The organism is Bradyrhizobium sp. 132, assembly GCF_023074185.1.
GTDB lineage: Bacteria > Pseudomonadota > Alphaproteobacteria > Rhizobiales > Xanthobacteraceae > Bradyrhizobium.
In genome coordinates this window covers 161,860-174,505 of the sequence record NZ_JADPKY010000103.1, presented here as the reverse complement: position 1 = coordinate 174,505, position 12,646 = coordinate 161,860, and the positions used below count along the sequence as shown (strand labels likewise).

Annotated in this window: 12 protein-coding genes; 3 read left to right on the top strand and 9 right to left on the bottom strand. The window is 64.1% G+C overall.

Annotated features, from left to right (window positions below; translation table 11 throughout):
* Nucleotides 1–61 precede the first annotated feature (61 nt).
* On the bottom strand, nucleotides 62–595 hold the full coding sequence (locus tag IVA74_RS21045) for a lytic transglycosylase domain-containing protein (protein WP_247347797.1): 534 nt from the start codon (nucleotides 593–595) through the stop codon (nucleotides 62–64).
* 238 nt (nucleotides 596–833) lie between these two features.
* Between IVA74_RS21045 and IVA74_RS21040 the strand changes: the two genes are divergently transcribed.
* Nucleotides 834–1,049, top strand: a complete 216-nt coding sequence (locus IVA74_RS21040) for a hypothetical protein (protein WP_247347796.1) — start codon at nucleotides 834–836, stop codon at nucleotides 1,047–1,049.
* A 10-nt stretch (nucleotides 1,050–1,059) separates the two neighbouring features.
* Here IVA74_RS21040 and IVA74_RS21035 read toward each other — a convergent pair whose 3' ends face one another.
* Both IVA74_RS21035 and IVA74_RS21030 read right to left on the bottom strand, forming a co-directional pair.
* Entirely contained in the window at nucleotides 1,060–2,385 is a 1,326-nt protein-coding gene (locus IVA74_RS21035) for an ATP-binding protein (RefSeq protein WP_247347795.1), read from the bottom strand.
* Nucleotide 2,386: 1 nt separating this feature from the next.
* On the bottom strand, nucleotides 2,387–3,157 hold the full coding sequence (locus IVA74_RS21030; protein WP_247347794.1) for a response regulator: 771 nt from the start codon (nucleotides 3,155–3,157) through the stop codon (nucleotides 2,387–2,389).
* A 180-nt stretch (nucleotides 3,158–3,337) separates the two neighbouring features.
* Between IVA74_RS21030 and IVA74_RS21025 the strand changes: the two genes are divergently transcribed.
* Together IVA74_RS21025 and IVA74_RS21020 are read left to right on the top strand one after the other, a co-directional pair.
* Complete coding sequence (locus IVA74_RS21025) at nucleotides 3,338–3,919, top strand: hypothetical protein (protein ID WP_247347793.1); 582 nt, start codon at nucleotides 3,338–3,340, stop codon at nucleotides 3,917–3,919.
* A 208-nt stretch (nucleotides 3,920–4,127) separates the two neighbouring features.
* Complete coding sequence (locus IVA74_RS21020) at nucleotides 4,128–4,661, top strand: PRC-barrel domain-containing protein (protein ID WP_247347792.1); 534 nt, start codon at nucleotides 4,128–4,130, stop codon at nucleotides 4,659–4,661.
* A 216-nt stretch (nucleotides 4,662–4,877) separates the two neighbouring features.
* On the opposite strand, the gene IVA74_RS21015 is transcribed toward IVA74_RS21020, so the two are convergent.
* The 6 genes from IVA74_RS21015 to IVA74_RS20990 all read right to left on the bottom strand — a co-directional run bounded on the left by IVA74_RS21015 (nucleotide 4,878) and on the right by IVA74_RS20990 (nucleotide 12,536).
* Nucleotides 4,878–6,092 carry an ABC transporter substrate-binding protein gene (locus tag IVA74_RS21015; protein ID WP_247347791.1) on the bottom strand — a complete coding sequence of 405 codons (1,215 nt, stop codon included), beginning with the start codon at nucleotides 6,090–6,092 and terminating at the stop codon, nucleotides 4,878–4,880.
* 167 nt (nucleotides 6,093–6,259) lie between these two features.
* Entirely contained in the window at nucleotides 6,260–7,090 is an 831-nt protein-coding gene (locus IVA74_RS21010; protein WP_247347790.1) for an ABC transporter permease, read from the bottom strand.
* Entirely contained in the window at nucleotides 7,087–8,349 is a 1,263-nt protein-coding gene (locus tag IVA74_RS21005) for an ABC transporter permease (protein ID WP_247347789.1), read from the bottom strand. The genes IVA74_RS21010 and IVA74_RS21005 overlap by 4 nt, the downstream gene beginning before the upstream one ends.
* A 253-nt stretch (nucleotides 8,350–8,602) precedes the next feature.
* A complete protein-coding gene (locus IVA74_RS21000) occupies nucleotides 8,603–9,652 on the bottom strand; it encodes an ABC transporter substrate-binding protein (RefSeq protein WP_247347788.1) in 1,050 nt (349 codons plus the stop codon).
* A gap of 73 nt (nucleotides 9,653–9,725) precedes the next feature.
* On the bottom strand, nucleotides 9,726–10,835 hold the full coding sequence (locus IVA74_RS20995; RefSeq protein WP_247347787.1) for an ABC transporter ATP-binding protein: 1,110 nt from the start codon (nucleotides 10,833–10,835) through the stop codon (nucleotides 9,726–9,728).
* A gap of 132 nt (nucleotides 10,836–10,967) precedes the next feature.
* Nucleotides 10,968–12,536, bottom strand: a complete 1,569-nt coding sequence (locus tag IVA74_RS20990; protein WP_247347786.1) for a DUF4403 family protein — start codon at nucleotides 12,534–12,536, stop codon at nucleotides 10,968–10,970.
* Between the last annotated feature and the right edge of the window lie 110 nt (nucleotides 12,537–12,646).

Sequence of the window (12,646 nt, the reverse complement as noted above, 5' to 3'; positions counted from 1 at the left end):
GGCTGGGTCCCGGCTCTGCGCAGCAGCGTTGCACGCTGCAGCGCGTCCGGGACACGGAGAGCTACCTGGGCGCCTGCGCCCGGGCGTTGCCGACGCGCTGGGCGAGCTTTCGGTGCGGTACGGTGCCGAACATCGGCTGCGGATTGCCGTTCGGCTCGAGCCAAGGCTCGCCCATATTGGCGACCTGGACGACCTCCTGCCGCTGCCGCTTTGCGACGTAGTAATAGCCGCCCGCGAAATAACGCACGGCTCGGGCGTGATCGCCATTGGCGGCGTGATAGGCGCCGGCGAGGTATTTGACGGCATAGGTGAGGTTGGTGTTGGGATCGCGCAGGCCTGCGGCATCGCCGGTGTAGCCGACACCGCGGGCGGTCGCGAGCTTGATCTGCATCAGCCCGATGGTGCCGCCATGACCGACCAGGCCGGGCTGATAGCGGCTCTCGCGCATGATCACGCGGTGCACCAGCGCTTCCGGCACGCCGTTGGCGCGCGCATGGGCCGCGACCATCTCGGCGTACTCCGCTTCGCCCGCGAATGCGGCCTGCGGCAACATCAGTCCGGCGGCGAGCAGCGCGGCAATACGTAAAATTTTCATCAGATATCCCCCGAGGTCCTTGGGTAACCTGCACTGGAACCGTTAGGACTCTTGAACGCGGCGATGATGTGGCGAAACGCCGCCGATTACGATTTTGCAGCGCAGAGCCGTCATTCCGACGCAAGACCGGCATAGGGGTTGTCAGGCAGACGAAGCCGCCATTCGCGACAGCGGGCCTGTCTATTCGCGTGCGGGCGCGAAAGCGAGTATGAGAGCGGCGCAAATCGGGAGAGGTGCCATGACAAAAGCAAACGTGGTGAAGGCACACATCGGAGACATCCCCAGACATAATCCCTGTGCCCAATGCGGCACGCCGATCCCGCAACCGGACTGGATCGAGCCGGGCGAGGGGCGCGTCTCCTATCTCTGGACATGCCACGCCTGCAATTATCGCTTCGAGGCGATCGCGATCTTTGATGAGGCGGCCCTCGAGCACCCGCCGCTCGCCGCCTAAAGCGCTGCCTTTAAGCCGCCAGCCGCGGCTGTTGCCACACCGGCAATTGCATCCGCACGATCAGCCCGTGCGGTTCGCGGTCGTGCAGCGACAGCTCGCCGCCATGGGCGACCGCGATCGCCCGGGCGATCGACAGGCCCAGCCCGAAGCCGGTGGAATCGTCCATGGTGCGCGCATCGTCGCCGCGCACGAACGGCTCCAGCATCTCCTGCTTGCGCGCGTCCGAAATGCCGGGACCGTCGTCCTCGACGTCGATGACGAGTTTGGTGCCCGATATGTCGAGGCGGATCGTCACTTCGGCGCCGAAGCGCACAGCGTTCTCGACGAGGTTGGTGACGCCGCGATGCAGATCATCGGGCCGCGCTGCGGCGGTCGCAGATAGCGGGCCGTCATAGTGCACGACATGGCCCATGTCGCCGAACTGGTCGGCTATGAGCTGCAGCGTGCTCGCGATGTCGACCAGCGTCACCGCCTCGACCTTGCGGTCGTTGCGCAGGAGCGACAGCACGGATTCCAGCATCGAGCGCATCTGGTCGAGATCGATCAGCATGCGCGTGCGGTTGCCTTCGTCCTCGATGAACTCGGCGCGCAGGCGCAGCCGCGTGATCGGTGTGCGCAGATCGTGGCTGATCGCCGCGAGCATCTTGGTGCGGTCCGATATCAGCCGCGCGATCCGCTCGTGCATGCGGTTTAGCGCGCGCGCGACCGAGCGGATCTCCTCCGGGCCGCGCTCGGGCAGGGGGTCGGCCGCGCCGTCGAGGCTGAAGCTTTCGGCCGCCTTTGCAAACGACGACAGCGGCGCGGCCAGCGCATGGGCGGCCCATACGCCAAGCAGCGTCACGCTGATCACGGCAGATAGCAGCGTCGATATCCAGGGATTGCCCCAGAACCAGCCCGGCCGTCCCCGCTCAACATGGCCAGCGATCGTTGTGCCGTCAGGCAGCTGGATGCCGATCCGGGACGAGCCGCCGTTCGGAGCCAGCGTGACGATCTTGTAGCCCTCACCGAGATGGCGGCGCATGCCGTGCAAATGCGGGCCTTCGCTGTCGCCGCTGGGCGTCACGGAGCCGGGCGCGATCGCTTCGACCCGCAGATCCGGAAAGGCGCGCGCGATGTCGGCGAGAAGGCGCCGCCGCTCGCTCGCGTCGGCCGCGGACAGCAGCAGCGCGGCATTCGCCAGTTCATGCTCGCTGTCCGGCGGCGCTACCGCGCGGTCCGGCCGCGTAATCAGAAAACCCGCCGTGATGATGAGATGAAGCGCGACGATCGACACCACGACGAGCGCGGCGATCTGGCCGCTGATGCTCCTGAGATGGAAAAACCCCAAAAGCCGCATGTCAGATGCTCAAGGCTGCCGCGACCGCTTCCGTTCTTACCGCTTCAGTTCTTACCGCTTCAGTTCTTGGCGTGAACAGATAGCCGCCGGAGCGCACCGTCTTGATGATGGTCGGATCGGCCGGGTTGGGCTCGATCTTGCGGCGAATGCGGCTGACCAGCACGTCGATCGAGCGTTCGAAGGAGCCGGCGTTGCGCCCCTGCGTGAGGTCGAGCAGGCTGTCGCGCGACAGTACGCGGCCGGGCCGCTCGCAGAACGTCCGCAGCAGATCGAACTCGGCGCTGGTCACCGCGACGCGCGCGCCTTCGGGATTGCGCAGCTCGCGCAAGCGCAGATCGATGCGCCAGCCCTCGAAGTCGAGCGTGCTGGTGCCTTCGATCGAGCTTGCGGCTTGTGCGGACGCCTGGCGGCGCAGCACCGCGTTGATGCGGGCAAGCAGCTCGCGCGGGTTGAACGGTTTCGCCAGATAGTCGTCCGCGCCCATCTCGAGGCCGACGATGCGGTCGATGTCCTCGCCGCGTGCGGTCAGCATGATGATCGGCGTCTGCGCCTCCGCGCGCACCTTGCGGCACAGGCTGAGGCCGTCCTCGCCGGGCAGCATGACGTCGAGAATGATGAGGTCGACGCGGTGATCGGCCATGGCGCGCGACATCTCGCGGCCGTCGCTCACGGCGGTGACGTTGCAGGCGTTGTTGCGCAGGTATTTCGCAATCAACGTCCGGGTTTCGCGGTCGTCTTCGACGACCAGGATGTTGGGATTGGGAATGGCCATGCGCTTTGTTTGTCCAAGATTCGGGCCAAAAGGCGAAGATTTTTGTTTCAGTTTGTTTCCACGGCCTTTGCCGCAACACCACGACATCACCCGGCAGTGGAGCGGCAAGGTCTCGTTAAGGCCGTTAACCATACCGTGGCGGAGTCACTCAAGAAAACCCGCAAAAAGCCCGGAGCCATCATGACCTCGATTTCGGCGGCCTCCGCCGGTACCCACCAGTCTCCCCTGCAAAAGCTGCAGCAAGAGCTGCAATCTGAAGTTTCCGCCGGCGCGGTCTCGTCGTCGGATCAGTCGGCGCTCTCGACGGCGCTGACCGACATCGACACAGCGCTCCAGCAGAGCCGATCGAGCGACCAGTCGAGCGGCACGCGTCCCTCCAAGGACGACATGAAGTCGAAGATCGACGACCTCATCTCGAACGAGGTGTCGAACGGGACGCTGACCTCGGACCAGGCCGACGAGCTGAAGAACGTGTTTCAGTCCGCCTTCGCCAATGGCCCCGGCGGTGCCGGCGGTCCCGGTGGTGCCGGAGGGCCGCCGCCCGGTCCGCCGCCGGATGACAGCTCTTCGGATTCGTCGTCGGCGGACTCGACCAGCAGCACGTCGACCACCTCCACCACGGCCGATATCCTCAAGCAGTTCCTCGAGGCGCTGCAGCAGTCTCAATCGTCGTCGAGTTCGTCTTACGGCACCAATGGCAGCACGACGAGTTCGCCGAGCAGTTCGGATTTTTCTGCGCTGCTGATCGACTACAAGAGCTGACCTGAGCGACGCAGGTCGGCGCGTTCTTCGCCGCGATTGTGCTACATCCCAAAGCGCAAGATCGTCGGTGGGAACCGCGCAACGTTCCTGTGCGACGCAGGAACTTTCGTCGCAACGCAGCGCAATTGCGCAACGAAATTGCCGTAGCTCAGGAACTGCTGGTGATCGTATTTGTTCTCTCCGCACAAGTGCTGAAGGAGAGGACACCATGTTGATCAAATCGATCGCCGCCGGCCTTGCCGGCACGGCACTGTTTGCGACCGTTGCATTTGCGCAAAACCCGACTACCACCGACAAGTCGCCAACCGCGGCAAGCACCGCGACGACGACAAGTACGACGGCGTCGGGTGAGTGGCGCGCATCGAAGATGGCGGGTCTGAAGATCTACAACGACGCCAACGAGAACATCGGCTCGATCAACGACCTGCTGATGGACAAAGGCGGTGCGATCAAGATCGCCGTGATCGGCGTCGGCGGCTTTCTCGGCATGGGCGAGCATCTCGTCGCCGTTCCGTACGAGAAGCTGAAATTCGTCAATGAGGCGGTGGCCTATTCCGGCGCCGGTACGGCTCCGGGCGGACCCGGCACGATGAGCAAGTCGACCACCACCACGGGCGCTTCGACCGGCACCGACAAGACTGCGACGGCGTCGTCAGGCTCGAAGTGGTATCCGGACCACGCCGTGTTCAATGCGAGCAAGGACGATCTGAAGAAGATGCCCGAGTTCAAGTACTCGGAGTAATGGGCTTCTGAACGCCTAAACGAAGCGCGCCCGGTTTTCACTGGGCGCGCTGTCGTGTCTTTTTGCGTCATTGCGAGCTGTTGACCCTCATCCTGAGAAGCGCGCTTTTTGCGCGCGTCTCAAAGGGCAAGGCCACCGGCCGGGCCTTCATCCTTCGAGACGCGCGAAGACGCGCTCCTTCAGGATGAGGAATTGACGCCGGCCGGTTAGCTGTCCCTAGTTCCCCTTCACCAGCGGGCAGCCGCCCTTGTCGAGCGGGCGGAAGGCTTCGTCGCCGGGCACGGTGGCGATCAGCTTGTAGAGGTCCCACTCGCCCTTGGACTCCTCGGGCTTCTTGACCTCGAACAGATACATATCATGGACCATGCGGCCGTCGATGCGGATCTTGCCGTTCTTGGCGAAGAAGTCGTTGACCGGCGTGGCACGCATCTGTTCCATCACCTTCGGCGCCTCGTCGGTCTTGATGGCCTCGATCGCCTTCAGATAATGCATGGTCGCCGAATAGAGGCCGGCCTGGATCATGGTCGGCATGTGACCGACCTTCTCGTTGAAGCGCTTCGAGAAGGCGCGCGTCTCCTCGTTTGTGTCCCAGTAGAACGCATCGGTGATGATCAGGCCTTGCGTCGCCTTGATGCCGAGCGAATGAACGTCGGTGATCTCCATGAGCAAGGCGATCATCTTCTGGCCGCCCTGCATCAGGCCGAACTCGGCCGCCTGTTTCAGCGCATTGGTGGTGTCGCCGCCGGCATTGGCCAGCGCGACCACCTTGGCCTTGGAGGCTTGGGCCTGGAGCAGGAAGGAGGAGAAGTCCGACGAGTTGAGCGGGTGACGGACCTCGCCGAGCACCTTGCCGCCGCTCTCCTTGACCACGTTGGCGGCGTCGCGTTGCAGCGCCATGCCGAAGGCGTAGTCGGCGGTGACGAAGAACCAGGTGTCCTCGCCGCGCTTCACCATCGCCTTGCCGGCGACGTTCGACAGCGCATAGGTGTCGTAGGTCCAATGCACGGTGTTGGGCGAGCAGGCGACGCCCGTGATATCGGATGAGCCGCCGCCGGAATTGATGTGGATCTTGTTCTTCTCGCGCGTCAGCGCCGAGATCGGCAGCGCCACCGAGGACGTCGGCACATCGAAGATCGCGTCGACCTTGTCGTTGTCGTACCAGTTGCGGGCAATGTTGACGCCGACATCAGGCTTGTTCTGGTGATCGGCGGCGACCACCTGCACGGGCTTGCCGGCGACCTTGGCGCCATAATCGGCGACCGCCATCTCGACGGCGGCAAGCGAGCCCTTGCCGGTCGCGTCCGCATAGAGGCTCGACATGTCCGTGAGCACGCCGATCTTGACGACATCGTCGGAAATCTGCGCCTGCGCCGCGCCGCAGGTCGCGGCGATGGCGAAGCCGGCCGCGACGGCGGCGATGAGTTTCTGCATATCGTTTTCTCCCTCAGTCTTGTTGTTTGGGCTTTGTTGCGGGGATTGTTCTACCGACAAACCGTCGCGGGGGCAAAGCCAGGGATGTGTGAGGAGGGTTGAGAAAAAGTAGGGGGCTGCGGTGTTTACCTTCTCCCACAAGGGGGCAGGAAGAAGAACGCCGCCGGTCAGGCGCTGCTGCACTTGAGCCGTTCGTTGCGTCGGCGCAAGCCTTCCAGTGTGGCGAGGAGGATGACCGATACCGTCGTCAGAATCACCGCCGCTGCCGTGATGGTCGGGCTGATGTTCTCGCGGATGCCGCTGAACATCTCGCGTGGCAGGGTGCGCTGCTCGGGACCGGCCATGAACAGCACGATCACCACCTCATCGAAGCTGGTCGCGAATGCGAACAACGCCCCCGACGCCACGCCGGGCAGGATCAGCGGCAGGATCACGCGGCGGAACGCGTAAAGCGGTGAGGCGCCAAGCGAGGCGGCGGCGCGCGCCAAATTGGTGTCGAAGCTTTGCAGCGTCGCGCCGACCGTGATCACCACAAAGGGCGTCGCCAGCGCGGTGTGGGCCAGGATCAGGCCGAGATAAGTACCGGTCAGTCCGATCGGTGCGAAGAAGAAATACAGGCCGACCGCGGTGATGACACCGGGCACGACGACCGGCGACAACACGAACGCCAGCACGAGCGGTTTGAACCGGCTGTTCCACTGCGCCAGGCCCAGTGCGGCCAGCGTGCCAAGCACCATGGACAGCAGGGTCGAGGCGACACCGATGATCATGCTGTTCTTCAGCGAATTCATCCAGCGCGGCGAATTGATGAAGTCGTCATACCAGCGCAAGGAGAGGCCCGGCAGCGGATAGGTCAGGTAGGAACCCGAGCTGAAGGACAGCGGCATGATCGCCAGGATCGGCGCGATCAGGAAGATGAACACCAGCGTGGAAATCACGATGGTCGTGGTCCACGCGATGCGCTGGCTGGCCGTGCGAAGGGAAGGATTATCGCTCAATTTTTCATTCCTCCCGTGACCTGCTGGCCCTGCACCAGCTTTCCGTAGACGAGAGCGAGCAGAACAGTGGCGAGCAGCAGAACCGCACCCGACGCCGAAGCAAGGCCCCAGTTGGCGGTCTCGGTCGTGTAGAGCGCGATGAAGTAGCTGATCATTTGATCCGCGGCGCCCCCGACGAGTGCCGGCGTGATGTAGTAGCCGAGCGCCAGGATGAAGACGAGCAGGCTTCCGGCGCCGATGCCGGGCAGGGTTTGAGGCAGGTAGATCCGCAGGAAGGCTGTGGCCGGTGGCGCACCGAGCGAGGCGGCGGCACGCATGTAAGCAGGCGAGATCGCCTTCATGCTGCTGTACAGCGGCAGGATCATGAACGGCAAGAGAACGTGGGTCATTGCCACGCACACACCGAAGCGGTTGTAGATCAGGCGCAACGGCTCGTCGATGATGCCAAGCCAGAGCAGGCTGTCGTTCACGACGCCTTTGCTCTGCAACAAGACGATCCAGGCGCAGGTGCGAACCAGAAGCGACGTCCAGAACGGCAGCAGGACGAAGATCATCAGCAGATTCGACCGGCCCGCCGGCAGCGTCGCCAACAGGTAGGCGACCGGGAAGCCAAGGATCAGGCAGAGCGCCGTGACGCTAAGGCTGATGATGAAGGTGCGGGCGAAAACGTTGCGGTAGATGGCCTGATCCGGTGGGGCTGCGACGATCGCGCCATCCACGTTTCGCGTCAGGTCGAGGGCCGACAGAAGGTAGAAGCCGGTCATCGGGCCACTGGCGTCCTTGATCGTCGTCCAGGTGATGCGTTCGCGCCAGGCCGGGTTGATCTTGCCCAGCGCCTCCCTGGCCGTTCCAGGCTCCGGCTCCGCCTTCAGATTGCGTGCTGTGCTGGTCAGGATCGTGCGGAAGCCGTTCAGTGCGTAGTTGAGCCGCTTGGCCGCAATGGCGATGGTGCCGGAGGCGCGCGCCGCCAGGATGTCGCTTGCCAACGCCGCGTAGGCCTTTTCGTCCGGCAGGTCCTTGCCATCCCAGTTGGCGAGAGCAGCGACCGTTTGAGGCAGAACCCGGCGCACCTCCCTGTCATCGACCGAGCGCCACAGCATGCCGGCGATCGGGCCCGCGAAGGTGAAGAGCAGAAACAGCAGAAGCGGCAGAATCAGTGCCAACGCCCTGATCTGGCGCGCGCGCTCCGCCCGCTTCAGGCGGCGCTTGAGCGGCACCTCGGTCCGGGCATCGGCGCCGGTTGAGGAGGCTGCCGTCATCGGGAGCCCCACTGTGACTGGACATCTCTCGCCATTTTGGCTGTGGCAATGCCGTGTGGCCTTTCGGAGCAACCTGAGCAAGCGCCTCGTCCTTCGAGACGACCGCTTCGCGGTCTCCTCGGGATGAGGCTCTCTGAAGTCGCTGCCGCGCACTCCGTCCTCATCCTGAGGAGCCCGCCTAAGGCGGGCGTCTCGACGGATGGCCGCGACGAAACTGCTTTCAATGCGCGCCGCACGCCGGTGCTGTCGCGGCCTATTTCGCTGCCCATTTGTTGAAGCGCTCGGTCAGGCGGTCGATGTTCTCGAGCCAGAAGGCAACGTTGATCTCGACTGCGTTCTTGATGTTGTCCGGCGCCGTCGGCAGGTCCTTCAGAACGGCGGGCGCGAGCAGAGCCGCGGCGTCCTTGTTCGAGGTGCCGTAAGCAATGTTCTCCGACAGTTTTGACTGGTTCTCCGCCTTGCCGGCGAAGTCCAGGAACTTGTAGGCCGCGTCCTTGTTCGGGCTGCCCTTCAGGATAACCCAACTGTCGAGGGTGAAAAGCGCTCCGTCCCACACCATGCCGAAATTCTTCTTGTCGTTCTTGTTCGCCGTGTCGATGCGGCCATTGTAGACTGAGGTCATCGCCACCTCGCCGGAGGCGAGCAATTGCGGCGGCTGGGCCCCGGCCTTCCACCAGACGATGTCGTTCTTGATGGTATCCAGTTTCTTGAACGCACGCTCGACGCCATCGTCGGTCGCCAGCACCTTGTAGACGTCCTTCGGTGCGACGCCGTCGGCGATGAGCGCGATCTCCAGCGTGGTCTTCGGACCCTGACGCAAGCCGCGCTTGCCTGGAATCTTCTTGGTGTCGAAGAAGTCGGCCCAGCCTTTGGGGGCCTCCTTCAGCTTGTCCCTGTCGTAGCCGAGAACGAAATCGTAGAGGATGGCGCCGACACCGCAGGGATTGACCGACGGCGGGATATAGGCGGCCTCGCCGCCGATTCTGGAATAGTCCATCTTCTCGAACAGGCCTTCCTCGCAGCCGACCGCGAGTTCGTCGCTCTCGACCTGGACGAGGTCCCAGGTCGCGGCGCCACCCTGCACCTTGGCGCGCAACACGCCGACGCCGCCGTCCCAGGACTCGTCGTTCATCGGAACACCCGCTGCCTTCTTGAACGGCTCGAAATAGACCTTCTTCTGGGCATCCTGATACGCGCCGCCCCACGAAACGACGGTGAGGTCACGCGCCTGCGCGGCCGTTGCCAGCGCAGCGCTGGCGCTGAGCGCCGCGGCGAAACCCAGAGCAATCTTGCGCTTCAGCATGGTCTTGTTCCTTCTTCATGAGAGTTGCGTTGAGGTTGATCGATGCCGGTCCACTTGGAGCTGCAGGGTTGGATCAGACGGGATCGAGGGCCAGGCAGTCCTCGGGGCGGAAGGTGACGACCACGCTTTCGCCAGGTCTTAAGTTGTCACGCGCCCCCGGTTGAAGCTTGACCATGAACTCGCGGTTGCCGGCGACATCGAGCACGGCCAGCGCGTGGTCGCCGAGATATATCGTGTTCTGCACCTTGGCGGGCAGCCGGTTCGGCCCCTCGCTGGAGGTGCGATCCGAGACAATGGCGATTCGCTCCGGCCGCACCGACAGGGAGGTCGATGCGCCAGCGCCTGATACATTGATCGCCCGTGCGGTCACGACGCCGCCACCAGCAAGAGCGACGCGGCAATATTCCTTTTCGATTGTCTCGACAGTGCCGGCCAGCACATTGTTCTCGCCGATGAAGTGGGCGACGAAGCTGTTCACCGGATGCTCATACAGCGCGTCGGGCCTGTCGATCTGCTGCACAATGCCGTCGTTGAACACGGCGATGCGGTCCGACATGGTGAGCGCTTCGCTCTGATCGTGGGTGACGTAGACGACGGTGATGCCCATGGTCTCGTGCAGTTGCTTGATCTCCAGTTGCATCTGCTCCCGCAGGCGCTTGTCCAGGGCGCCCAGGGGCTCGTCCATCAGCACGAGTTGCGGATTGAACACCAGCGCGCGGGCGAGCGCCACACGCTGCTGCTGACCGCCGGACAGCTGCCCGGGCCGGCGCTGCGCCAGGGTTTCCATCTTGATCATGCGCAAGGCCGCCTTTACGCGCTCCTGCGTTTCCGCCTTGTTCGTGTTGCGGACGGATAGCGGGAAGGCGATATTCTCCGCGATCGTCAGGTGCGGAAACAAGGCATAGTTCTGGAACACCATACCGATGTCGCGCTTATGTGGCGGCACGTTCTTGATCGGCCTGTCCGCGAGGTAGATCTCGCCATGGGTCGGAACCTCGAAGCCAGCCAGCATCATCAGCGTGGTCGTCTTGCCCGAGCCCGACGGGCCGAGCAGGGTGATGAACTCGCCCCTCCTGATGTCGAGATCGAGGTTCTTCACCACGAGGAACTCGCCATCATAGGTCTTCTGAATGCCGGAAAAGCGCACCAGCGCCGGCGCGGGCGTGACCATGCCGGCTTCCATGTGTCCTCGCGGTGTCCTCTACAGTGCCGTCGGCACCTCGTTCGAGGTTGCGAAGAACAGCTTAGCATTCTCCGACGAGAATGCCAGTGGCGCAAGCGACCAAGTCGTGGGCGAGACCCGAGTGAAGGTTCGCTACATCCCCGACAGTTTCGTCACGGACACATTCAGCGTGCCGCCGGCTTCCGCGATGATGCGCAGCGTCTTGGAATCGAAGGCGATGTCGGCGAGGGTCAGGCTGTCGATCTTCGCGTCGACCTTGACGCCGTCCTCGCTCTTCTGGAAGTCAGCAATCACGGCCGCGACCTTCTCGCGCGCATTGGCGGCGATCGGCTTCAGATCAATCGTCGCTTTCTGCACCAGCGCCTGTTGCATCTGCGGCACCACCGCGCGCGCCGCGGCCCCCAGCAGACCGAAGGCCGCCTCGGACTCCACCGCGAGCTGGATGTCGGCGAGCCGCAGCGTCTGCTGTGCCTGGTCGAGCATCGGCCGGCCCCAGATGTGCACGGTCGCTTCGGCGCCGAGACCGAGCCAGCTCTTCTTCTCCTTGGCGCGTACCAGCAGCGAGATCAGCAGGCGCTCGCCCGACGGGATCACGTTGACGCTCTTGACGGTGACGTCCACCGGACCGGAGCCGTCCTCGGGATAAGTGTGGCCGACCATCTGCGCCGCGACCAGCTTGTTGATCTCGGTGAAGGGCACGTCGATGGGAACACCGATGTTCACGCCGGTGCCGGTCGGCGGCACGATCGAGATCTTGTCGGGGAACGGGCAGTCTGGCTTGGTCGGGGTAGCGGTGACGCGCGTCTCAAGCTCGAGGCCCATCAGCAAGGTCACGGCCTGCGCGTCGACGCGCGGCTGCGCCGCGATGGCGCGGATCGGCTTCATCTCCAGCCAGAGCGACGGCAGCGCGGCCGAGGAGCCCGAGCCTTGCAGCGCGATCGAGCGGCAGGCCTTGGCCCATTGCACTTTCGCGTTCTCCCGCAGCGAAGGATCGTTGCGGATGCGCTCGGAGACGATGTTGATCTGCTCGCCGACATTCTTGTCGATCAGCGGCTTCACCTGCGCCGGCACGTTGACCTTGGCGCCGGCGACGTTGAGGTTGGTGTCGCCGAGATTGACCTGGGCGCCGAGATTGGGCTCGAGGTGCCAGTTGGCCGCGAGCTTCGGTCGCGAGGTGACGACCACGTTGCCCTTGATCTCGGCGCTGGCGTTCAGATTCTTGATGTTGACTGCGCCGATCCGTTTCGCTGCGTCACCGCCGAGCACGCTGCCGAGTGCTTCGCCGAGCGCGCCGGTCGCCTTCGACGACAGCGAGCCCGTCACGTTCAGCTTGCCGTTGAGCGGCGTCGAGATTGTCAGCACGTCCTTGTCGCCGGCAGCCGACATCGGTCCGCGCACGGCGGACCAGCCGATGTCGGCGTCCTGCAGGATCTGTGAGATCGGGTTCTCGGCCTTGCCGGCGAAATTGCGCGGCGCGGCCTTCTCGGCCTGCTCGCGGATCGCCGACAGCGCGATGGCGACCGGCGCCACCACGATTGAGCTCTTCGCGACCGGCGGCAGCGGCGGCAATTGCGCGACCGGTGGCGCGGAATTCGTCGCCCGCGGCGACAGCCAGTCCATCGCCTTCAGGCTGACGAAAAACGACGCCGCGAGCACCACCACGGCGATCAGGACAGTCTTCAAGTTCAGCGTTAGTCGCATCAATCCCCCAGGCCGCCCGGGGCAGAAGTCTACAGGGCAGGCGAGGAGGGCGCTAGAGCGCACCGATGGGGTGGAATTGGGGCGAACAGGTTAACGGCCGCGATGCGCCG

What these genes read in the sequence shown, in the direction of transcription:
- IVA74_RS21045 (WP_247347797.1), bottom strand. Translation starts at nt 595, where the DNA reads ATGAAAATTTTACGTATTGCCGCGCTGCTCGCCGCCGGACTGATGTTG.
- IVA74_RS21040 (WP_247347796.1), top strand. Translation starts at nt 834, where the DNA reads ATGACAAAAGCAAACGTGGTGAAGGCACACATCGGAGACATCCCCAGA.
- IVA74_RS21035 (WP_247347795.1), bottom strand. Translation starts at nt 2,385, where the DNA reads ATGCGGCTTTTGGGGTTTTTCCATCTCAGGAGCATCAGCGGCCAGATC.
- IVA74_RS21030 (WP_247347794.1), bottom strand. Translation starts at nt 3,157, where the DNA reads ATGGCCATTCCCAATCCCAACATCCTGGTCGTCGAAGACGACCGCGAA.
- IVA74_RS21025 (WP_247347793.1), top strand. Translation starts at nt 3,338, where the DNA reads ATGACCTCGATTTCGGCGGCCTCCGCCGGTACCCACCAGTCTCCCCTG.
- IVA74_RS21020 (WP_247347792.1), top strand. Translation starts at nt 4,128, where the DNA reads ATGTTGATCAAATCGATCGCCGCCGGCCTTGCCGGCACGGCACTGTTT.
- IVA74_RS21015 (WP_247347791.1), bottom strand. Translation starts at nt 6,092, where the DNA reads ATGCAGAAACTCATCGCCGCCGTCGCGGCCGGCTTCGCCATCGCCGCG.
- IVA74_RS21005 (WP_247347789.1), bottom strand. Translation starts at nt 8,349, where the DNA reads ATGACGGCAGCCTCCTCAACCGGCGCCGATGCCCGGACCGAGGTGCCG.
- IVA74_RS21000 (WP_247347788.1), bottom strand. Translation starts at nt 9,652, where the DNA reads ATGCTGAAGCGCAAGATTGCTCTGGGTTTCGCCGCGGCGCTCAGCGCC.
- IVA74_RS20995 (WP_247347787.1), bottom strand. Translation starts at nt 10,835, where the DNA reads ATGGAAGCCGGCATGGTCACGCCCGCGCCGGCGCTGGTGCGCTTTTCC.
- IVA74_RS20990 (WP_247347786.1), bottom strand. Translation starts at nt 12,536, where the DNA reads ATGCGACTAACGCTGAACTTGAAGACTGTCCTGATCGCCGTGGTGGTG.